The organism is Kitasatospora sp. NPDC023120 (assembly GCF_055560835.1).
Genome location: NZ_JBVHHY010000031.1, coordinates 50,174 through 70,107 on the forward strand (window position 1 = coordinate 50,174; position 19,934 = coordinate 70,107).

At 73.8% G+C, this 19,934-nt stretch carries 17 protein-coding genes; 9 read left to right on the plus strand and 8 right to left on the minus strand.

Features of this window, described 5'->3' with window-relative positions; genetic code table 11:
• Nucleotides 1-33: 33 nt before the first annotated feature.
• Nucleotides 34-780: an SAM-dependent methyltransferase gene (locus ACZ3TI_RS34120; RefSeq protein ID WP_465733203.1), complete on the plus strand. Its 747-nt coding sequence runs from the start codon at nt 34-36 to the stop codon at nt 778-780.
• A 98-nt stretch (nt 781-878) separates the two neighbouring features.
• Here the strand turns inward: ACZ3TI_RS34120 and ACZ3TI_RS34125 are convergent, their stop codons facing one another.
• From ACZ3TI_RS34125 to ACZ3TI_RS34135, 3 genes are all read right to left on the minus strand, one after another.
• The gene (locus ACZ3TI_RS34125) at nt 879-1,754 is read right to left on the minus strand and encodes an alpha/beta fold hydrolase (RefSeq protein ID WP_465733205.1); all 876 of its coding nucleotides are present in this window, start codon (nt 1,752-1,754) and stop codon (nt 879-881) included.
• A 247-nt stretch (nt 1,755-2,001) separates the two neighbouring features.
• On the minus strand, nt 2,002-2,676 hold the full coding sequence (locus ACZ3TI_RS34130) for a thiol:disulfide interchange protein DsbA/DsbL (RefSeq protein WP_465733207.1): 675 nt from the start codon (nt 2,674-2,676) through the stop codon (nt 2,002-2,004).
• 108 nt (nt 2,677-2,784) lie between these two features.
• Entirely contained in the window at nt 2,785-3,993 is a 1,209-nt protein-coding gene (locus ACZ3TI_RS34135; protein ID WP_465733209.1) for a glycosyltransferase family 4 protein, read from the minus strand.
• Nucleotides 3,994-4,515: 522 nt separating this feature from the next.
• On the opposite strand from ACZ3TI_RS34135, the gene mscL reads away from it, so the two are divergent.
• The 5 genes from mscL to ACZ3TI_RS34160 all read left to right on the plus strand — a co-directional run bounded on the left by mscL (nt 4,516) and on the right by ACZ3TI_RS34160 (nt 10,486).
• Nucleotides 4,516-4,962, plus strand: coding sequence for a large conductance mechanosensitive channel protein MscL (gene mscL, locus ACZ3TI_RS34140; protein ID WP_465733211.1), 447 nt, complete (start codon nt 4,516-4,518; stop codon nt 4,960-4,962).
• A 436-nt stretch (nt 4,963-5,398) separates the two neighbouring features.
• Nucleotides 5,399-6,196 carry a DUF6643 family protein gene (locus ACZ3TI_RS34145; protein WP_465733213.1) on the plus strand — a complete coding sequence of 266 codons (798 nt, stop codon included), beginning with the start codon at nt 5,399-5,401 and terminating at the stop codon, nt 6,194-6,196.
• A 199-nt stretch (nt 6,197-6,395) separates the two neighbouring features.
• Nucleotides 6,396-7,271, plus strand: coding sequence for an MOSC domain-containing protein (locus ACZ3TI_RS34150; RefSeq protein ID WP_465733215.1), 876 nt, complete (start codon nt 6,396-6,398; stop codon nt 7,269-7,271).
• Between the two features lie 310 nt (nt 7,272-7,581).
• Nucleotides 7,582-10,107, plus strand: a complete 2,526-nt coding sequence (locus ACZ3TI_RS34155) for a right-handed parallel beta-helix repeat-containing protein (RefSeq protein WP_465733217.1) — start codon at nt 7,582-7,584, stop codon at nt 10,105-10,107.
• A gap of 67 nt (nt 10,108-10,174) precedes the next feature.
• Nucleotides 10,175-10,486, plus strand: a complete 312-nt coding sequence (locus ACZ3TI_RS34160; protein WP_465733219.1) for a DUF6191 domain-containing protein — start codon at nt 10,175-10,177, stop codon at nt 10,484-10,486.
• A 188-nt stretch (nt 10,487-10,674) separates the two neighbouring features.
• Here ACZ3TI_RS34160 and ACZ3TI_RS34165 read toward each other — a convergent pair whose 3' ends face one another.
• Both ACZ3TI_RS34165 and ACZ3TI_RS34170 read right to left on the minus strand, forming a co-directional pair.
• The gene (locus ACZ3TI_RS34165) at nt 10,675-11,805 is read right to left on the minus strand and encodes a PLP-dependent cysteine synthase family protein (RefSeq protein WP_465733221.1); all 1,131 of its coding nucleotides are present in this window, start codon (nt 11,803-11,805) and stop codon (nt 10,675-10,677) included.
• Between the two features lie 185 nt (nt 11,806-11,990).
• Nucleotides 11,991-13,175: an ROK family protein gene (locus ACZ3TI_RS34170; protein WP_465733268.1), complete on the minus strand. Its 1,185-nt coding sequence runs from the start codon at nt 13,173-13,175 to the stop codon at nt 11,991-11,993.
• A gap of 116 nt (nt 13,176-13,291) precedes the next feature.
• Between ACZ3TI_RS34170 and ACZ3TI_RS34175 the strand changes: the two genes are divergently transcribed.
• The gene (locus ACZ3TI_RS34175) at nt 13,292-14,563 is read left to right on the plus strand and encodes an MFS transporter (protein ID WP_465733223.1); all 1,272 of its coding nucleotides are present in this window, start codon (nt 13,292-13,294) and stop codon (nt 14,561-14,563) included.
• A 117-nt stretch (nt 14,564-14,680) separates the two neighbouring features.
• On the plus strand, nt 14,681-15,262 hold the full coding sequence (locus ACZ3TI_RS34180; RefSeq protein WP_465733225.1) for a HutD/Ves family protein: 582 nt from the start codon (nt 14,681-14,683) through the stop codon (nt 15,260-15,262).
• A gap of 136 nt (nt 15,263-15,398) precedes the next feature.
• Here ACZ3TI_RS34180 and ACZ3TI_RS34185 read toward each other — a convergent pair whose 3' ends face one another.
• Nucleotides 15,399-16,340 (minus strand): esterase/lipase family protein, encoded by a 942-nt coding sequence (locus ACZ3TI_RS34185; RefSeq protein ID WP_465733227.1) that lies wholly within the window; start codon nt 16,338-16,340, stop codon nt 15,399-15,401.
• Between the two features lie 150 nt (nt 16,341-16,490).
• Between ACZ3TI_RS34185 and ACZ3TI_RS34190 the strand changes: the two genes are divergently transcribed.
• Complete coding sequence (locus tag ACZ3TI_RS34190) at nt 16,491-17,894, plus strand: PucR family transcriptional regulator (protein WP_465733229.1); 1,404 nt, start codon at nt 16,491-16,493, stop codon at nt 17,892-17,894.
• Nucleotides 17,895-17,936: 42 nt separating this feature from the next.
• On the opposite strand, the gene ACZ3TI_RS34195 is transcribed toward ACZ3TI_RS34190, so the two are convergent.
• Nucleotides 17,937-18,692, minus strand: coding sequence for an acyltransferase (locus ACZ3TI_RS34195; protein WP_465733231.1), 756 nt, complete (start codon nt 18,690-18,692; stop codon nt 17,937-17,939).
• Nucleotides 18,693-18,947: 255 nt separating this feature from the next.
• Nucleotides 18,948-19,721, minus strand: a complete 774-nt coding sequence (locus ACZ3TI_RS34200; RefSeq protein ID WP_465733233.1) for an enoyl-CoA hydratase family protein — start codon at nt 19,719-19,721, stop codon at nt 18,948-18,950.
• Nucleotides 19,722-19,934 lie beyond the last annotated feature (213 nt).

Genomic DNA, 19,934 nt, shown 5'->3' on the forward strand with positions numbered 1-19,934 from the left:
GCGCCGCGGGCCGATCGGCTCCATACTGCTCGGATGGACCGTCAGCAGATCTCCCGCCTTGCCCATGCCCACCACCCGATCGCGGCGCCGCTGGCGGACGAGTCGGTGGCCCGTCTGCTGGACCGCGCGACGGCCGGGCAGGAGGAAGGCCGGGTGCTGGACCTCGGCTGCGGCGAGGGCGCCTGGCTGCTCCGGGTCCTGGCCGCACGCCCGAGCTGGCAGGCGGTGGGAGTGGACCTGGACGCAGGGGCCCTGACCCGCGCCAGGGAGACCGCGACCGCCCTCGGCGTCGTGCGCCGGATCGGCCTGCACCACCGGGACGCACGGGAGTTCACCGCGAAGGAACCCTTCGACCTGGTGCTGTGCGTCGGCGCCACCCACGCCTTCGGCGGGCTGCTGCCGACGCTCGCGGCGGCCCGCGAACTCCTCGCCGCGGGCGGCCGGTTGCTGGTCGGCGACGGGTTCTGGCAGCGCGAGCCCTCCCGGGCCGCACTGGACGGGCTGGGCGCGACGCGGGACGCGTACGCGGATCTGGCGACGACCACGGACCGGGTCCTCGCGGACGGGTGGACGCCGGTGTCCGGGTACGTCAGCACGGAACCCGAGTGGGACGACTACGAGTTCACCTGGACGGGATCGCTGGCCGAGTGGGCACTGGACCACCCGGACCACCCGGACGCGCTCGCCGCCCAGGAGGCCGCGGACCGGCACCGCGCGGAGTGGCTGCACGGCTACCGGGGGACGCTCGGCTTCGTCACGTACCTGCTGCGCCGCGACTGAGCACCGCCGTCGCCGAACAGCCCCGCGACCGAACAGCCCTGCGACCGAACAGGGCTGCCACCGAACAGGGCTCCGCTTGAACACCGGTGGACGACCGGTTACTTCTGCGTGCGCGCGAGGAAGTCGTCGATCAGCGGGGCGATTTCGGGCAGCTTCTCCTCCAGTGCGAAGTGCCCGGTGTCGAACACGTGCAGCTCTGCCCCGGGCAGGTCACGCAGGTAGGCGCGGGCACCGGCCTCGGTGAAGAAGGGGTCGTTGCGTCCCCAGAGGATGAGCGCGGGCGGCTGCTCGGCGCGCAGCCAGGCCTGCCAGGCGGGGTAGAGCTCGACGTTGGAGAAGTAGTCGAGGGCCAGTTCGACCTGGATGTCCTTGCGGCCGGGCAGGTCGAGGAAGTGCTGGTCGAGGGTCCAGCCGTCGGGGGCGACCAGGCTCGGGTCGCCGGTGCCGCCCTCGTACTGGCTGCGGGTGACCTCCAGGGTGAGGATCGAGCGGGCGGCCTCCGCGGCGCCCGGGACACCGCGCCGGTTGGCGATGAACTCCCTCGCCTGGTCGGAGAGCCCCTCCTCGTAGGCATTGCCGTTCTGGACCACGAGGCCGGTGATCCACTCCGGACGTCGGGTGGCGAGGCGCAGGCCGACCGGGGCGCCGAAGTCGAAGACGTAGAGCGCGAAGCGGTCCAGGCCGAGGGCGAGGCAGAAGCCTTCGACCACGTCGGCGAGGGTGTCGAAGCGGTAGGTGAAGGCGTCGGGGGCGGGGCCGTCGCTGTGCCCGAAGCCAGGGTAATCGGGGGCTATCAGGCGGTAGCGGGTACCGAGCGCGTCGAGCAGCCGGGCGTACTGGTGCGAGGCGGAGGGGAAGCCGTGCAGCAGCAGGAGGACGGGTGCGTCGGCCGGGCCGGTTTCGCGGTAGAAGACGCGCAGCCCGTCGACGTCGACGTGGCGGTGGTGGATGTGCGGGATCGTCAGCTCGCTCATGCTAACCATTAAACAGTATCTAACCGGTTAGGCAAGGGGTTATGAGTGAGACTCATGGACGGGAGACGCATGAGCCCGACTCATGGGCGAGGGCTACATGAGTCCGGCTCATGGCGAGGAGCGTCATGAGTCCGGCTCATGCGAAGGCACATGAGTCCCGCTCATGGGCGAACGCGCATGAGCGGGACTCATGGTCCGGGGCTCCGCATGAGCGAGCCGATCCGTCGCCACCGATCCGGCGATGGGGTCAGTCCTTCTTCAGCTGCTCCTGCTGCACCAGGCGGTCGAGCACCGCGGGCATCGCCTCGACGCCGCCGGCCTTGCTCGGCGAGGTCCGGTACTCGCCCTGGACGACGACCGTCGGCAGCTCGTTGATGCCGTAGCGGACGAACGCGGCGGCGGCATCGTCGACCGACTGGCGAACCTCGGCGGAACGGTAGGCCTGGCCGAAGAGTTGGGCGTCGACGCCGTGGCGGGCGGCCCAGTCGGTGGAGGCGGCCTCGGTGGTGAGGTCGACGTCCTCGTTGTGGATTGCGCGGAAGACGCTGGTCTGCAGGCGCTCGACCAGGCCGAGGCGCTCCAGCGTGTAGTACATGCGCGCGTGGCCGCGCTGCACTTTCTCCTCCGGGCTGCCCGGCCAGATCGCCGGGACACGGCGCAGCTCGACGTCCGCACGGTGCTTCTCGGCCCAGGCCTGCAGGGGCTGTTCGAACGACTGGGAGTGGTCGCAGTCGTACCAGAAGAACTCGATCGCCTCCGTCCGGGCACTCTCGCGCACCGGTTGCGGGTGGTCGAGCTCGACGAACTTGGATCCCTCGGAGGGGGGTTGGTGGATCGCGGCACCGGCGTGGACGGGGGACGCGGCGATCCCGGCGGCGACGGCGAGTAGGGCGGTGGACCGCAGCAGCGACTTGGAGTTCACAGCGGGCAGTGTGCTGGTGGCGGCTTGTTACCGACGAGTCGGTGCGCGGCGGCTTGCCGGGATTCGCCCGAACGGCGTAGCCGGACCGACGTCCCGGACCGTCCCGCGTCAGCCGGTCGGCTCCGTACCCGCCCCACCCACCGCGGCTGTCCCACCCGCCGCGCCTGCTCCACCCGCCGTCCACACCTCGGCCACCAGCTGCTGCCAGGCGTCCACCACCGCGCCCAGTTCGAAGTGCTCCAGCGCGTGCGCCCGGGCTGCGGCGCCAAGGTCCGCGCGGTTGACCGCCAGGACCTTGCCCAGCGCCTCGGCGAGGGCGAGCGGGTCCCCGGGGGCGACGAGTGCGCCGGTGGCGCCGTCCCGGACGACCTCGCGCACCCAGCCGACGTCGGTGGCGACAGCGGGCACGCCAGCCAGGGCCGCTTCGATCAGCGCGCCGGGGACGCCCTCGCTGTCGCTGGTGAGCAGCAGCGCGTCGGCGGCGCGGTAGAGCGGGGCCGGGTCGGGCAGGGGGCCGAGGAAGTGGGCGCGGGCCGCGGCCGGGTGGCGGGCCAGCGCCTCGCGCAGCGGGCCGTCCCCGGCGACGGCGAGCCGGACGTCCGGCAGGCGGTCGAGCACGTCGAGGGCGAGGTCGAGCCGCTTCTCGGGCGCTATCGCGCCGATCCAGGCGACCAGCAGGACGTCCGCCGGCAGGCCCAGAGCGTGCCGGGCGGCGCGCCGGTCGTCCCGGCCGTCGGCGGGCGGATAGCTTTCTGCCGCACGGGAGTTGGGGATCACGTGCACCTTGCCGACGGGCAGCGCGAACTGCGCCTCGAGGACGGCGCGGGCCTCGTCGGTGAGCGTGGTGACGGCGGCGGCGCGGTGCATCAGGGCGGCGCCGCGGGTCCGGCGCAGCCGGTTGGCGGTCCAGTAGCGCGGGTGGCCGACCGACACGTAGACGAACGGGGTGCGGGTGCCGGCCAGGGCGAGGGCGCAGGCGGCCAGGGTGTCGGAGCCGTGGGCGAGCACGACATCGGCGACGCGGGCCGCGGAGCGCAGGGCCCGCAGGGTGCTCGGGCGCAGCGGACCGGGGCCGAGGACCGCGGCGGTGCGCAGTCCGGAGGCGTCGGGACAGTCGCCCGGATCGGCCTCCGCGCCACCGGGGTGGGCGGCCGGGTGCGGGGCGAGGGCGCACAGTGCGGAGGACTGGCCCCGGCGGCCCAGTTCCCGGTGGAGGTCACGGGCGAAGTTCTGGGCGCCGCCGCGGCGCAAATCACTGATCAGGTGCAGGACACGCGGACGGGTTCCGGCCGGATCGGCCGACATATGGTCGGACATAGACCGACCTTGGCACAGCGCTCCGCCCGGGACAGCCCCTTCGCGCAACCTGATGGTGGCCCATCCGCCCGCGCCTGTACACCCGATGTGCGCCAGCGACCCGCCGTCGTGCGCCGGTTGCGACCACCGTGCGCCCCGTCTCACCCCCCGCCGCGCTCCGGTCGCCCCGTCGCGCTCCGGTCGCCCCGTCGCGCCCCGGCGTCCGGTCCACGCCGGGCTCGCCGTCAGGCTGCCCGTCGGGGTGCGCACCGGGATCCACGTCGGGGCCACGCACCGGATCCGCGTCAAGCTGCCCATCAAGTTCCCTGTCACACCGTCGAGTTATCCACCCCGCCGACCCCCGATAGGCCGGTACGCGGAGCGCCCCCGCGCCGCCCGGCCCGTCGCCGCACGGCCGCGCGGCGGTTACGCGGATCGGGTGAACGCGGTTGGACCTCGGCCCGGGCGCTCGGCAGGATGTCCGGCCGGGGCGCCGCCGTGCCGCCCCATCTCCCCCATCCCGTACGGATTTGGAGTCACCCGGTGTTCAAGGGATTCCGCAGCTTCCTGCTGCGCGGAAACGTGGTGGACCTCGCGGTCGGCATCGTGATCGGCGCGGCCTTCACCGCCGTCGTCACCGGGTTCGTCAGCGCCTTCCTCACCCCGCTGGTCGGCGTCGCGTCCGGCGCCGTCGGCGACTTCACCCAGAAGACCTTCGAAGTGGCCGGAACCCGGTTCCCGTACGGCCTGTTCGTCAACGCGGTGATCGGCTTCGTGCTGACCGCCGCCGTCATCTATTTCGCCGTGGTGGTGCCGGTCGGCAAGCTGCAGGCGCGCTTCGAATCGGCCAAGCCCGCGCCGGCCGCGAAGGTGGACTGCCCGGAGTGTCTGAGCTCGATCCCGGCCGCCGCGAGCCGCTGTTCGTTCTGCACCTCGGAGATCGGCAAGCCGGGCCTGCCCGCGCAGACCCAGGCGCTGCAGTCGCACTGACGCCGCGAACTCGCCCCGCCGAGCCGCGGAGCCGTGCCCTGCGGCGGCCGGCCACCTGCCACCGGGTCGGGCACCCGCCGGCAGGCCCCGGACCAGGCGATCATTGCGATGACGTGATCTTTATTCCCGAAACATTCACGAGCCCCCGCCGCAGCCTCGGCGGGGGCTTGAATGCGCTGGCGCACGCCCTGTCCGCAAAAGTTTCTCCGTGGGGCCCCGGACCGCCCACCGGCCGGTCACCGCAGGGCCGTCCCACCACGCCGTCCGGCCGCTGTTCGATCACTGACGGGGCGCCAAGGTTGTCCGGAACCAGTCTCCGGTTTGTCCGTTCTTCCCACTTTCGAAACCTTTGTGCGAGCGAAGACTGTGTAAACACTCGAACTGCTCCCCCTCCCGCTCTCCTCAGCAGGCGCATTGTGGGCTTACCGTATGCCCCATGACCTCGCCCCGCTCCTACGACGGAGTCGGCTACCCCTCTCCGTCCTTCTCCTCCGGCACGCCGATTTACGACAGCCTCGTGGCTGAGCGCGGCGTCCCCCAGATCGCACCCATCAACGTGCCGGCCGCCCTGCCGCCTGCACTGTCGTCCGGTTACGGATCCGGCCTCGGCCAGTCCTACGAGAACCGGTACGGCAACGGGTACGAGAGTGCCGGCAGCAACCTCCCCGCGCTGCCGCCCGCCCGCCTCGCCCTGGGCCCCGGCCCGAGCAGCGGCCCCTCCGCCGGCCCCGCCACGGCGTACATCCCCGCGCAGCCCGCGCCGGCGTACGCCGCCACCCCGCAGCCGTCGGTCCCCGGTTACGGCGCCCCCCAGCCGTACCAGCGACCGCAGCCCGGCGTGCCGGCCTTCACCCAGACCGCCAGCGGTGGCTACCAGCCCACCGGCGGCCAGAGCTTCGGCGGCCAGAACACCTTCATCGGCGGCCAGGCCGGCCCGCAGTCTTTCGGCGCGCAGCCGGCCGGCGGCCCGGGCGGCTTCGGCCAGGGACAGCCCGGCGGTCCGCAGTCCTTCGGCGGGCCGCAGTCCTTCGGCGGTCAGGTCGCGGGCGTCCCTGGTTTCCAGGGCCAGGGCGGCGACCAGTCCTTCGGCGGCGCCCAGCTCCGCCCGGCCATGGCGCCGGTCCGCCCGATGCAGCCGCAGCGCCCGGGCCCGTACGGCGATCCCGGCCAGAACCCCTTCAACGCGGCCGGGCAGAGCAACGGCGGCTACCAACCGCAGGGCCAGGCCTACTGAGCCGCTGACAACCTGAGGCCGTCCCCCACGCGGCCCGCACCCGCACCACCTGAGCACCACCCGGCGACCCCTGAGCGCCGGGCGAACGGAGAAACGGGTCATCCACGGACCGCCCGGAACGCCCCCCACGGCGTCCCGGGCGGTCCGTGCGCATCCGGGGGGCTGCGCCCGACGGAGAGCCTGCTGGCAGGATGGGGGGATGCAGCTCACCGGACTCCACGTCTACCCCGTCAAGTCCATGTACCGTCTGAGCCCGGACACCGCCGAGGTCCATCCCTGGGGCCTGGCCGGAGACCGTCGCTGGATGCTCGCCGACCCGACCGGACGCTTCGTCAGCCAGCGCGAGAACGCCGCCCTCGGACGGATCCGGCCCGAGCTCCTGCCCGACGGCTCCCTCGCCCTGACCGCCCCCGACGGCTCCCGGATCGAGGTCCCGGCCCCCGCCGTGGCGGCCGGCGACCCGCTCGCCGAGGTCGAGGTCTGGGGCACCGGCTTCCGCGCCGCCGAGGCCGAGAAGGAAGCGCAGCAGTGGATCGCCGAACGCCTCGGCGACTACCGCCTGGTGCACCTCGACGACCCGCACGCGCGGCCCGTCGACCCCGAGTACGGGGAGCCCGGCGACACCGTGTCGATGGCCGACGGCTACCCGCTGCTGCTCACCACCACCGCCTCGCTGGACCGGGTCAACGAGCTGATCGCCGCCGAGGATCCGGAGGACCACGAGCCCCTGCCGATGGATCGCTTCCGTCCCAACGTCGTGGTCACCGGCTCCGAGCCCTGGGCCGAGGACGGCTGGCGCCGGATCCGGATCGGCGGGCTCACCTTCAAGGTGGTCAAGCCCTGCGGCCGCTGCGTCATCACCACCATCGACCAGGAGACCGGCGAGCGACGCGGCAAGGAACCGCTGCGCGCCCTGGCCCGGCACCACCGGCTGCTACGCAAGGCCGCCTTCGGGCAGAACCTGATCCCCGAGCGGCCGGCCGGCGTCGAGGGCGACGTGCTCGGGTCGCTGAGCCTGGGCGACGACGTCGAGGTGCTGGAGGACGGGGCGTACTGGCCGGCCGACGGGCGCTGAGCACGGGCCGCACCCCGGGGGCCGTCCCCCGCCGGGCGGCCCGTCGTGCCGGGACGGCTCATCGTGCCGAACCGCCGCCGTACGGAACCGCCGTCCCACCGAACCGCCGCCGCACGGAACTACCGCTGTGCGTGCTCGTTGAAACAAGTGGTCGGAACCTGTGGCGGCGGTGGGCGCTACCGGTGTCCGCGCGACATCGGGCGGCCGGAGCACTCGGGTGAGCGCGCTACGGTGGGCGGGCGGCCCGCGCACCCCCGCGCGTTCGGTCCGTTGAACGCCGGCTCGACGAAGGTGGGGACGACAGACCGTCATGGCTGAGCACAGGGTCCGGGTCACCCAGGACAGCGCATCCCGCTGGCGTCGCCGCGCGGGCGAGTACGACACGCTCGCGGAGGCCCTGGCGGCCGCCGAACCGGGCGACACCGTGACCGTCCGGCCGGGCACCTTCCGGGAGAACGTGCTGGTGGACAAGCCGGTGACGATCGTTCCGGCCCAGGGCCCGGGCACCGTGCGGATCGAGCCGTCCTCCGGGGTGGCGGTGACCGTCACCGCCGCCGCGACCGTCCGCGACCTGGTCGTGGAGGGCGGCGACAGCTCCACCCCGGCCGTCCTGGTCACCGGCGCTCAGGCGACGCCCGCCTTCAGCGGCTGCCGGATCGAGACCCGCTCGGCCACCGGCATCGAGATCGCGGACGGCGCCCGGCCGACCCTGCGCGGCTGCGTCGTCGCCAACCCCGGCGGGCTCGGGCTGCGGCTGCGCGGCGAGGGCACCGCCGCCGCCTTCGAGGACTGCGAGGTCGCCGCCGCCGGCCAGGCCGGGCTCGCCGTCCTCGGCGGCGCGACCGCAGCCCTGGACCGCTGCCGCGTCCACCACGCCTCAGGCGCCGGCGTGCTGCTCTCCGACCCCGGCAGCGCGGCCGAGCTGACCGGTTGCGAGATCTACGAGATCCGCGGCAGCGGCGTGCAGGCCGAGTCGCAGGCGGGCGGGCGGCTCGTCGACTGCGAGATCCACCGGGTCACCGGCAACGGGCTCACCCTGGACGGCGAGGCCGAGCTGGTGCTGACCGGCTGCCGGGTGCACGACCTGCCGGAGAACGGCGCCGACCTGCGCGGACGCTCCCGGCTCAGCCTCGCGCACAGCACCATCAGGGACTTCGGGCGCGGCGCGCTGTCGGTCTGGGACCAGGGCACCGAGGCCGTCGCCGAGTCCTCTCAGATCCACGGCTCCACCGGCGAGTACCCGGCTTTGTGGGTCAGCGACGGCGCCCGGCTCACCCTCACCGACTGCTCGCTGCACGACCTGCCGGACGCCCTGTTCGTCCTGGACCGGGACTCCGCCGCCACCGCCGAGGGCTGCTCGTTCAGCCGGATCCGCAGCTCGGCGGTCTCGGTCAGCGGCGGGGCCACCGTCTCCCTGGCCGCCTGCCGGGTGCAGGAGGCCGGCACCGGCCTCTGGTTCCGCGACCACGGCAGCGGCGGGCTGCTCACCGACTGCGAGATCTCCGACGTGGCGACGGGGGTGATCGTCACCAAGGGCGCCGACCCGGTGCTGCGCGACTGCACCGTACGGGCCAGCACGGACGCCGGGGTGTACGTCTCGGCGCAGGGGCGCGGCACCTTCGAGGACTGCCGGGTCTCGCACGGCAAGGGCTTCGGGTTCCACGTCATCGACGGCTGCCGGACCCGGCTCACCCGGTGCCGGGCGGAGCAGAACGAGCGGGCCGGGTTCGAGTTCTCCGAGCCGGGGCCGGTCGCGGAGGGGTGCACCTCGGACGACGTCGGGGCGGCGCCGGGGGGCGGGCTGGGCTCGGGGCGCGGTTCCGGGCCGGGGTCGGGGTTGGGTTCCGGCTTGGGTTCCGGGTTGGGGGCGGGGCGGGCTTCGGGGCTGGGCGCAGGGCTGGGGTCGTCGTTCGGGGGCGCGGACGTGCCGCCACCGCGACCGGCCCAACTGACCGCCGCTGCACAGGTGTTGGCCCCCGCGGCGACCGCTTCGGCGGGCATCGCCCCGATCCCGGACTGCCGGCCGGCCGACGAGGCGCTCGCCGAGCTGGACTCGCTGGTCGGACTTGCCACGGTGAAGCAGGAGGTGCGCACCCTGATCGACCTGATCTCGGTCGGCCGGCGCCGCCGCCAGGCCGGGCTCAAGGCTCCCTCGCTGCGTCGGCACCTGGTCTTCACCGGCGCCCCCGGCACCGGCAAGACCACCGTCGCCCGGCTCTACGGCGAGATCCTCGCCTCGCTCGGAGTGCTCCAGCGCGGGCACCTGGTCGAGGTGGCCCGGGTCGACCTGGTCGGCGAGCACATCGGCTCCACCGCGATCCGCACCGCGGCCGCCTTCGACCGGGCGCGCGGCGGCGTGCTCTTCATCGACGAGGCGTATGCGCTCGCCCCCGAGGACGGCGCACGGGACTTCGGGCGAGAGGCGATCGACACCCTGGTCAAGCTGATGGAGGACCATCGCGACGAGGTGGTCGTCATCGTGGCGGGCTACACCGCCGAGATGGAGCGCTTCCTCTCCGCCAACCCCGGTGTATCGTCCCGCTTCTCACGCACCATCAGCTTTCCCGACTACACGGCGGACGAACTGCTCGAGATCGCCCGGGCGCAGTGCGCGGAACACGAGTACGCGCTGTCGGAGGAGACGGAGAAGGCACTGCTGGACCACTTCGGCGGGCTGGAGCGCGGCCCCAACTTCGGCAACGGGCGCACCGCCCGGCAGGTCTTCGAGACCATGGTCGAGCGGCACGCGGTACGGGTCGCCCACCTCGCCGACCCGTCCACCGAGGAGCTCCAGCTGCTCGTCCCGACGGACCTTCCCACCGTGCCGCTACCGTAGGGCGGTTGCGGGAATCCCCGGTCCTTCGTGGGGAACTCGTTTGCCACACCGGGCCGTTGAGGCGGGCATGAGCATGCTTCTGACGGGTGCCGCGGGCGGGCTGCTGCTACCGGCCGGGCTGGTGGTGCTGTTCTTCCTCGGCGCGGTGGTGCGGCGGCTGCGCACCCGGCCGGCCACAGGTCCGGCCGGCGGCCGCGGCGCGGGCGCGACCGCGACGGAGGAGCTGCACGCGCTGCTCTACCCGAGCAAGCGGGTGCAGCTGGAGCAGCGGCGGGTCGAGCTGGTGCTGCGGGACGACGAGCACGACGGCGCGCCGAAGCGCACGGGGATCGACCTCGCGGGCGGCCGGGCGGTGATCCGGCGAGGGGCTGACGGGTGACGGCGAGCAGAGGGCAAGGAGCAGCGAACAACGAACAGGTTTCAGCCGACAGATGACAGATGACAGATGACAGAATCTGAAATCTGTCGGCTGTCATCTGTCACCTGCCACCTGCCACCTGCCACCTGCCATCCGTTCGCCGCCCCACCGCAGCGCACCGGGCCAGCGGCCGACGGACCGCCTGCGTGTCAGCCCTCCCAGGGGCCGCCCGCGAGGAAGGACTCCAGCGCGGCCCGGTAGGGTCTGATGTCGATCCGCTCGCCGGCCAGCCAGTCGTCCGAGTAGTACTTGTCGAGGTAGCGGTCGCCCGGGTCGCAGATCAGGCCGACCACGCTGCCCGTCCTCCCGGCCTCGCGCATCTCGGCGACGATCCGCAGCGCGCTCCAGAGCCCCGTCCCGGTGGAGGCGCCCGCCTTCTTCCCGAGGACCTGCTCCAGCACCCGTACGGCGGCGATCGACGCGGCGTCCGGCACCTTCATCATCCGGTCGATCGCCCCCGGCACGAAGCTCGGCTCCATCCGGGGCCGCCCGATGCCCTCGATCCGCGAGCCGCTCCCGCAGACGGCGTCCTGGTCGTGGCGCACCCAGCCGTCGAAGAAGCAGGAGTTCTCCGGGTCCGCGACGCAGATCCGGGTGTCGTACTGCATGTAGTGCACGAAGCGGGCGATGGTCGCCGAGGTGCCGCCGGTGCCGGCGGTGGCGACGATCCAGGCCGGCTCCGGGTGCGGCTCCAGGCGCAGCTGGGCGAAGACGGACTCGGCGATGTTGTTGTTGCCGCGCCAGTCGGTGGCCCGCTCGGCGTAGGTGAACTGGTCCATGTAGTGCCCGCCGGTCTCCTCGGCGAGCCGGGCGGACGCCTCGTAGACCTCGTCCGAACGCTCGACCAGGTGGCACTCGCCGCCGTGGAACTGGATCAGGTCGATCTTGGCCTGGCTGGTGCTCTTGGCCATGACGGCGATGAACGGCACCCCGATGAGCTGGGCGAAGTACGCCTCGGAGACGGCCGTGGAGCCGCTGGAGGCCTCGATCACCGGCTTGCCGGGGCGGATCCAGCCGTTGCAGAGCCCGTAGAGGAAGAGCGAGCGGGCCAGCCGGTGCTTGAGCGAGCCGGTGGGGTGGGTGGACTCGTCCTTGAGGTAGAGGTCGATCCCCCACTCGGGCGGCAGCGGGAAGCGCAGCAGGTGGGTGTCGGCGGAGCGGTTGGCGTCGGCCTGGACCTTGCGCACCGCCTCCTTGAGCCAGGCGCGGTAGTCCTGGTCGGAGCGGTCGACGTCGATGGTCGGCTCGAGGCCGCGCTCGATGCCGGGCTGGGTGCTCATGGTCGGTTCTCCCTCATAGTGACCCCCCACTGCTCACTACGAGTGTATGACGGTCACGATAAGTGACCGTTTTCGAAGATCCAGCTTCCGCTTATTGCCGCTGCGTTGCCCTGCACTGCCCCGTGCTGCCCCTCCGCCCTGTGCCGCCCTGCGCCGCCCCTGCGGCACAGCTTCGGCCGGGCCGCCTAGCCCAGCCGGACGGGCACCGACTGCGGGTCCGCCAGGTACGGGCCCCAGCCGAGTTCGGCCGCGCCCGCGAGCGCGCCGTGCGCCAGCTCCGCGCCGACGATCGGCACCCGTCCGCTGCGCCCCCACAGGCTGCGCTCGGCGACCACCGCGCGCAGCCGTTCGGGCGCGGCCTCCAGCAGGTCGAGGTGCAGGCCGCTGAGGACCACCCGATCGGGGTTGAGGATGTTCGCGACGCCGGCCAGGCCGAGTCCGAGCCGGTCGATGACGTGCTCGACCGCCGCGCGCGCCCGGTCGTCCGCGGCGGCCGCCCGGCACAGCTCGCGCGCCTGGTCGAGCGGCGGGCGTCCCGGTTCCGGGGTGAGCCCGGCGGCGGCGAACAGCGCGTCGGGGTCGGTCTCGGCGTTGAGGCAGCCGCGGTTGCCGCACATGCAGGGACGCCCCTGCGGGTCGACGGTGAGGTGGCCGACCTCCAGGGCGAGGCCGGCGCTGCCGGTGTGCAGGTGGCCGTCGATCACCAGCGCCCCACCGACGCCGCGGTGGCCGGAGGTGACGAAGAGCAGGTGGCGCGCGCCGCGTCCGGCGCCGTGCCGGTACTCGGCGAGTGCGGCGAGGTTGGCGTCGTTGGCGATCGCGGTGGGCAGCGGGCGCAGCGCGTTCGGGCCGTGGTCGGCGCGGCCGACCTCGACGTCGTACAGGTCGGCGACCGGGGTGCCGCTCGGCCAGGCGAAGTGCAGCGCGGCGAGCGCGGCGCCGTCCGGCTCGGTCACCGGGTTGGGCAGCGCGAGCGCGGCGCCCAGGCAACGGCGGTCGGTCGCCCGGGCGAGCTCGGCGCCCGCCTCCGCGACGGCGCGCAGCATCCGGACCGGGTCGGTGGCGGTGGGCAGCGGCAGGTGGACGGGCGGGTCGAGCAGCCCGCCGAGGCCGGACAGGGTGACGCTCAGCCCGTCGGCGTGGATCTGCCCGGCGACCACGACCGGGCCCTGCGGGTCGATCGCGAGCCGGTGCGAGGGGCGGCCGCGGCCGCCGCCGGCCGGGCGGGAGTCGACGGTGATCAGGCCGAGCGCCTCCAGCTCGGCGGTGACCGCGCCGGCGGTGGCCCGGGTGACGTCCAGCGCGCGGGTGAGCGCCGAGCGGGTCGGCGTCTGGCCGGTGTGGATCAGCGAGAGGGCGGGGCCGAGCAGCGTCCGACCGCGGTCGGGGGCCGCGCGGCGGTGGCCGTCGCGCTGCGCGTCGGGTTCGTTCCCGGTGCCGGGCCTCGGGCTTGATGGTGAGAGCTGCACGCCCCTATTGTGACTTTGTGCCGCTTCGAAACAAAATCCGCGCCCATTCCAGACCGGACCGCCCCGCCACCCAGTCTCGCAGCACACCCCCGGTGACCGACAGTCCCTGGGGCCCCGCGCGCATCGCGCTCACCGCGTTCTTCGCCGTCGACGGCTTCCTCTTCGCCGCCTGGGTCGTCCGCATCCCGGACGTCCGCAGCCAGGTCAGCGCCTCTCACAGCGCCCTGGGGCTCGCCCTGCTCTGCCTGTCGATCGGCGCCGTCCTCACCATGCCGATGGTCGGCCGGCTCTGCCTGCGCTACGGCTCGCGGCCGGTGACCGTCGGCTCGCTCGCCCTGCTCAGCCTCGCCGTCCTGCTGCCCGCGCACACCCACTCGGTGGCCTCGCTCGGCGGCGCGTTGCTGCTGTTCGGCGCCGGGTACGGCGGGGCCAACGTCGCGATGAACAGCGCCGCCGTCGACCTGGTGGCCCAGCTGCGCCGGCCCGTGATGCCCAGCTTCCACGCCGGGTACAGCTTCGGCGGGCTGCTCGGCACGGGCGTCAGCGGCCTGCTCGCCGGGCCGCTGAGCACTGCGTGGGCGCTCGCGCTCAGCGGACTGCTGGGTATGACCGTCACCGTGGGCGCGGGCGTCGTCCTGATGCGCAGCCCGGCGGCTCCACCGGTCGTGCCCGACGGCGCGAGCGCCGCGGCCGGCGGTGCGCCTGCCCCCGAAGGCGGCGCGGGCACGGGGCATCCGACGGCCCGCCTGCTGGTGCTGCTGCTCGGCGTCACCGCGCTGTGCACCGCGTACGGCGAGGGCGCGATCGCCGACTGGACCACCCTCCACCTCACCGACGACGTCCACGCGAGCTCCGCGGTGGCCGCGACCGGCTACGGCGTGTACGCGTTCGCGATGGCGGGCGGACGGGTCGGCGGCACCTGGCTGTCCATCAGGCTCGGGCAGACCCGGCTGATGCTGCTCGGCGGGCTGGTGGCCGCGGCCGGGATGCTGGTCGCCGCTCTCGCGCCGGTGGCGCCGGTGGCGATCTGCGGGTTCGTCCTGGTCGGCCTCGGCCTGGCCAACCTCTTTCCGCTCGCCATCGCCCGGTCCGGGGAGGCGGGCGGCCCGCAGGGCGTCGCGCTCGCCTCGTCCCTCGGCTACGGCGGGATGCTGATCGGTCCGGTGGTGATCGGCTTCCTCGCCGACGCGGCCGGACTGCCGCTGGCCCTCACCACGGTCGCGGTCGCGGCGACGGCCGCGGCGGTGCTGCCGCTGTCGGTCGGGCGGCGGTTCAGTCAGCTCAGGTGACGGGTGGGAGATGGCAGGGGGCGGGTAACGGATGACAGCCGACGGATGACGGATGACAGATGACAGCTGTTGAAATCTGTCAGCTGTCATCTGTCGGCTGTGGCAGGATGCGGGGCCATGACGACCAGCGAACCCTTCCAGGTACTGCGGGCGAGCGAGCGCCCGGCGACGGCGTGGCTCAACGGGGGTGGGGTGACCAGGGAGGTCGCCGGGTTCCCGGCCGGAGCCGGGCTCGACCGGTTCGACTGGCGGGTCAGCCTGGCCGACGTGGCCTCGGCCGGACCGTTCTCCCCGTTCCCCGGCATCGACCGGGTGATCACCCTGGTCGAGGGCGCCGGTATGGCGCTCACGGTCGACGGTGTCGAGCAGCTGGTCGACGCGCCGTACCGGCCGTTCCCGTTCTCCGGCGACGCCACCACGGACTGCCGTCTGCTGGCCGGTCCGGTGGTGGACTTCAACGTGATGACGCGTCGCGGGCGGGTCGAGGCGACCGTGGACCTGGCCTCCGCGCCCGCCGCCGTCGAGGTCCCGAACGGGAGCACCGTCCTCCTCGTCTGCCTCGCCGGCTCGGCCGTGTTCGACGGTGCCGAGGCCGTCGAACTCGCCCGCTACGACGCCGTACTGCTCGACACGCCGGGCACGTACGAGCTGCGACCGGACGGCGTCACCGCCGTCATCACCTTCCGCACGGCCCACTGACGCAGCCCCCCGTCGCGTACTGCCCGCCCGCGTACCGCCCCACCACGCGCCACATCCCCGCGCACCGCTCCGCCACTCACCGCCGAACGACGGCGCTCCCGCCCCCGGATCACGGGGCGGGACCGCCGTCGCCGGTTCAGCCGCAGAGCACCGGCGTGGCGTGCGCCGGATCCAGGGCGTTGGTCACGAGGTGCAGCGCCGTCGGCGAGACCGCGATCGCGACGTGTTCCACGAGCGAGATCGGGCAGTGGTCCTGCAGTACCACGTTGTCGACGCCGGGACCGTTCAGGAACTGGCTCTGCCACGGGGTGACGACCTCGTCGTACACGGTCGAGATCACCGTGTAGCTCACGCCCGGCACGGTGTCCGGTCGGGAGGCCATCTTCTTGTTGAAGTCGGAACCGACCGCCTGGTCCCGGCAGGCCTGGCAGACGCTGAAGACCAGGTCCGTGACGTCCGGGAAGTACGGGGCGAGGTCGACGATCCCGTCGAGCGTCGTGCCGTGGTTGGACGGCGCCAGCCCGACCAGCTTGCCGACCTTGGACGCACCGCCGAGGAACTTCAGGTAGTAGTTCGGCAGCACGCCGCCCTGCGAGTGCCCGACGATGTCGACCTTGGCCGCGCCGGTCGCGTTGCGCACCAGGTCCACGAAGCGGGCGAGCTGGGCCGCCGAGTCGGCCACCGGCCCGAGGCCTCCGATCGGGAGCAGCAGGCCGCTGCCGGTGGAGGTGATGCCGGGGATCATCCCGTAGTCGAGGGCGAAGACGCAGTACCCGAGGCTCTTGAGCAGCGGGGAGAGCGCCAACCAGTTCTCGTAGCGGTTGGCGAAGGTGCCGTGCACCAAGACGACCGGGTCGGGGTGCGCGGCGGTGGGCCGGCAGGTCCAGTCGTTGGCACCGGGCGGCGAGGCCACCGTGTCGCCGTCGGGCGGCAGTTCGGCGCCGGTGGTGGCAGCCGCGGTGGCAGCGGCCGGAGCGGTGACGGCCGGGGCCGCGCTCGCGGGCGCCGCCGTCGCGCCCGCCAGCAGCGCACCCGCCAGCAGGGCCGCGCCGAGCGAGCCGCCGAGCCTACGGCGCAAGGGACTTGTGGCGAAGCGGAGAAGTGGGGTTCTCAACTGTTGCCTCCACAGCCGAAGTTTGTTACCAACAGGTAACCCGAGTGGCTCCATCATGCGGTCGCCCCTCCGGCCCGGCCCTTGGGCGTTCCCCAGACCTGGACGGTGTTCTCTGTGACCGGTCACAACGCACCCCACTGCACGCCCCCGAACACCAAGGCACAGGCGCCGGGTTGGCACGTCCCGGTGATCGGCGGCCGTCCTGCCGACCAGCGACTCCTCTGCGGTGTACGCGAGTTGGCCGAGGCCGTCGTCGCCGCCCTGCTGGACCGCGTGCCGGTCTACCGCCGCCTGCCCCGCGAACAGCTCACCGGCGAACTCACCCGCGACACCGAGCGCCGGATCCGCGCGCTGGCCCACACCGTCCGCACCGGGCTCCCCGCCCCCGCCGAGGAGTTCACCGCCGTCCGGGAGGCCGCCGCCCGGCGCGCCGAAGAGGGCCTGCCGCTGGACGCCGTACTGCTCGCCCATCACCTCGGACTGGAGGTCTGCTGGGAGTTCGTCACCCGGCACGCCCGGGAGGGTGACGCCGCCGAACTGCTGCTGCTCAACCGGCTGTTGCTCGACCAGCTCCGCCAGGCCACCACCGCCGCCGGCGTGGGTTACCTGGACGGACGCCGCCCGGCCGCCGACCGCCGGTGCGCGGCCCGGCAGTCCCTGCTCACCGCACTGCTCGCGGGCACCCCCGCCGACGAGGCCGCCACCCGGGCCGGGCTCCGGCTGCCCGCCCGCTACGCCGTGCTCTGCCTGTCCGTCGCCGACCACCCCGACGAGCACTCCCCCGGCGTCGACCCGGGGATCGCCGCCCGCCGCAAGCTCCGCCGCCTCGCCGCCGAACTCGACCACCGCACCCGGCAGTCGGCGCTCACCGCCCTCACGCCCTCGGGCGGACTCGTGCTCGTCCCGTTCGACCCCTCGGCGGAGCCGCCCGAGTCGCCGGAATCACCGGTGCCGCCATTGCCGCCGGTACCGCCGATACCGCCGATACCGCCGAAGTCGGCAGACTCGGCGAAGCCGAGCGGAAGCGCCATCGGAGAAGCCCCCTGGCCTCGCCTCGCCGCCACCCTCGCCGCAGCCGCCCGAGCCGCCGGTGCACCCGTCCTGGCCGGAGCGGCCGCGGCCGTCCCCGCCGAGGTGCCCGAAGCGGCCGCGCTCGCGTACGAAGTCCTGGACGTCGCCCGGGCGTTCGGGCGGCCGCCCGGGTTGCACCGGCTGGACGACGTCCTCCTGGAGTACCAGCTCACCCGACCCAGCCGGGCCCGCTCCCGGCTCGCCGCCCTCATCGAACCCCTGGCCGACGGCGGGGAGTTGCTCACCACCCTGCGCACCCACCTGGCCGGGGGCCTCAACCGTCGGCACACCGCGAGCGCGCTGCACCTGCACCCGAACACCGTCGACTACCGGCTGCGCCGGATCGCCATGCTGACCGGCCTGGACCCGGCACGCCCCGCCGACATCCCTCGAATCACCGCCGCGATCGCCGCGCGGGCCGCCGAACAGGCCTCCCCCGCACGGTAGTTCCACCTCTCCCCGAGGGCGAAGGCCCGGCGACCCCGGGCGTCAGCCCTGCTCCCCCGGCAGCCGCAGGTCCCACCCGACCAGAGCTCGCAGCTGCTCCGCCGTCACGCCCTCCGGCACCGGCTGCGGCGCATCGTGGCGCAGCGGCGGCTGCCAGCCTTCCTCCTCGGTCCAGCGGCGGACCACCTTGGCCGGCGCCCCGGCCACCACGCTGTGGTCGGGCACCTCACCGCGCACCACCGCGCCCGCCGCGACCACCACGTTGCGGCCGATCCGCGCACCCGGAAGGATCACCGCGCCGGTGCCGATCCAGCTGCCCGCGCCGATCTCCACCGGCTCGTTGCGCGGCCACTGCTTGCCGATCGGTAGGTCGGTGGCCCGGTACTCGTGCGCCTGGTCGGAGATGTAGACGCCGGGCCCGGTCCACACGTCGTCGCCGAGCACGATCGACTGGTGACCGACGATGTGGCTGTCCCGGCCGATCACGCAGCCGCCGCCGATCCGCACGATCGGCTCCGGCCCGAGGTCGAGGCCCGGCAGGAAGCCTGCGCTGATGGTGACCCGCTCACCGACGATCGAGAACGGCCCGATGGTGATCCACTGCTCGTTGAACACCGCCCCGAGCGGAAAGGCGAGGCTCGTACCGTCCCCCAGCTCGCCGAACCGGTACGGGCCCGGGCTCCGGTTGGTGACCGCGCCGGTCCGCTGCATCCAGCGCCAGCCCCGGTGGACGAGGCGCCCGGCGGCACGGCGGCCACCTGCCCGGACGGCGGAGACGAGGGAACGGGATATCGGCATGCGCTCACGTTACCGGCCCGTAGCTCACGCTCGACCGCCGGGCGGCCAACATCACACCGGCCCTGTCCGCCCCGACCGCACCATCCGGGCTTCGGCCGCCACCGTCCCCTCCCGGGGCCTGCGGGCGCCGCCGGATGAGGCGCCCGCAGAACCGGGTGGTCAGCTCACCCAGCGGTCAAAGCACCCATCGGTCGGCTCACCCAGCAGCCAGAGCACCCAACGCTCAGCTCACCCAGCAGTCAGAGGACCCAGCGCTCAGCGCACCCAGCGCGCGGGCCGCTTCTCCAGGAACGCCCGCATGCCCTCCTGCGCCTCCTCCGAACCGAACAGCCGCGCCGACAGCTCCACCAGTTCGTCGGCGTCCCGCTCGAAGGAGCGCACCACGTCGGCGTTGGCCAGTCGCTTCGACTCCGCCAGTCCCTGCGGGGAGCCCTGGCGCAGCGCGTCCAGCAGGCCCTTCAGCACGACGCCGGTGTCCTCGGCGGACCCGGTGGCGCTGGTGATCAGCCCGATCCGGGCGGCCTCGGCAGCGTCGAACACCTCGCCGGTGAGGTAGTAGCGGGAGGCGGCGCGCGGCTCCAGCTTGGGGCGCAGCGGCAGCGAGATGACGGCGGGCGCGAGGCCGAGCCGGACCTCGGTGAAGGCGAAGGTCGAGGCCGGCCCGGCGACGGCGAGGTCCGCCGCGCCGACCAAGCCGAGGCCGCCCGCCCGGACGTGCCCGTCGATGACGGCGATCACCGGCTTCGTGCAGTCCACGATCGCCCGCTGCAGCTCGACCAGGCCCCGCGGGCCGACCGTCGGGTCCGCGCCGGTCGCCTCGGAGAGGTCAGCGCCTGCGCAGAACACCTTGCCGGTGTGCCCGAGCACCACGGCGCGGACCTCCGGGTCGGCCGCGGCCGCTGCCAGCCCGGCGCGCAGCTCGGCCATCAGGCGGGTGGAGAGCGCGTTGCGGTTGTGCGGCGAGTCGAGGGTGAGCGTGGTGACGGCGTCGGCGGTGCTGACGCGGACGAGGGGCTCTGCGCTGGTCATCGGCGGGGCCTGCTTTCCGGCTGAGGGTGGGTCGGACTGCGGGCGCGGTCCGGGGTGCCCGGACCGCGCCCGCACGACTCTGGCATGCCCACCCGCCACTCGGCCAGAGCCAACCGCCCCGCCGACGGAACTGCCGACCCCGCCGCCGTCCGAACCACCACCCGAACCCACCACCCGAACCCGCCACCGGAGCCACCGGCGCGCCGCGACTGC

Excerpts from the sequence above, each read along its gene's own strand:
- ACZ3TI_RS34120 (WP_465733203.1), top strand. The coding sequence starts at position 34 with ATGGACCGTCAGCAGATCTCCCGCCTTGCCCATGCCCACCACCCGATC.
- ACZ3TI_RS34125 (WP_465733205.1), bottom strand. The coding sequence starts at position 1,754 with ATGAGCGAGCTGACGATCCCGCACATCCACCACCGCCACGTCGACGTC.
- ACZ3TI_RS34135 (WP_465733209.1), bottom strand. The coding sequence starts at position 3,993 with ATGTCCGACCATATGTCGGCCGATCCGGCCGGAACCCGTCCGCGTGTC.
- ACZ3TI_RS34145 (WP_465733213.1), top strand. The coding sequence starts at position 5,399 with ATGACCTCGCCCCGCTCCTACGACGGAGTCGGCTACCCCTCTCCGTCC.
- ACZ3TI_RS34150 (WP_465733215.1), top strand. The coding sequence starts at position 6,396 with ATGCAGCTCACCGGACTCCACGTCTACCCCGTCAAGTCCATGTACCGT.
- ACZ3TI_RS34155 (WP_465733217.1), top strand. The coding sequence starts at position 7,582 with ATGGCTGAGCACAGGGTCCGGGTCACCCAGGACAGCGCATCCCGCTGG.
- ACZ3TI_RS34160 (WP_465733219.1), top strand. The coding sequence starts at position 10,175 with ATGAGCATGCTTCTGACGGGTGCCGCGGGCGGGCTGCTGCTACCGGCC.
- ACZ3TI_RS34165 (WP_465733221.1), bottom strand. The coding sequence starts at position 11,805 with ATGAGCACCCAGCCCGGCATCGAGCGCGGCCTCGAGCCGACCATCGAC.
- ACZ3TI_RS34180 (WP_465733225.1), top strand. The coding sequence starts at position 14,681 with ATGACGACCAGCGAACCCTTCCAGGTACTGCGGGCGAGCGAGCGCCCG.
- ACZ3TI_RS34195 (WP_465733231.1), bottom strand. The coding sequence starts at position 18,692 with ATGCCGATATCCCGTTCCCTCGTCTCCGCCGTCCGGGCAGGTGGCCGC.
- ACZ3TI_RS34200 (WP_465733233.1), bottom strand. The coding sequence starts at position 19,721 with ATGACCAGCGCAGAGCCCCTCGTCCGCGTCAGCACCGCCGACGCCGTC.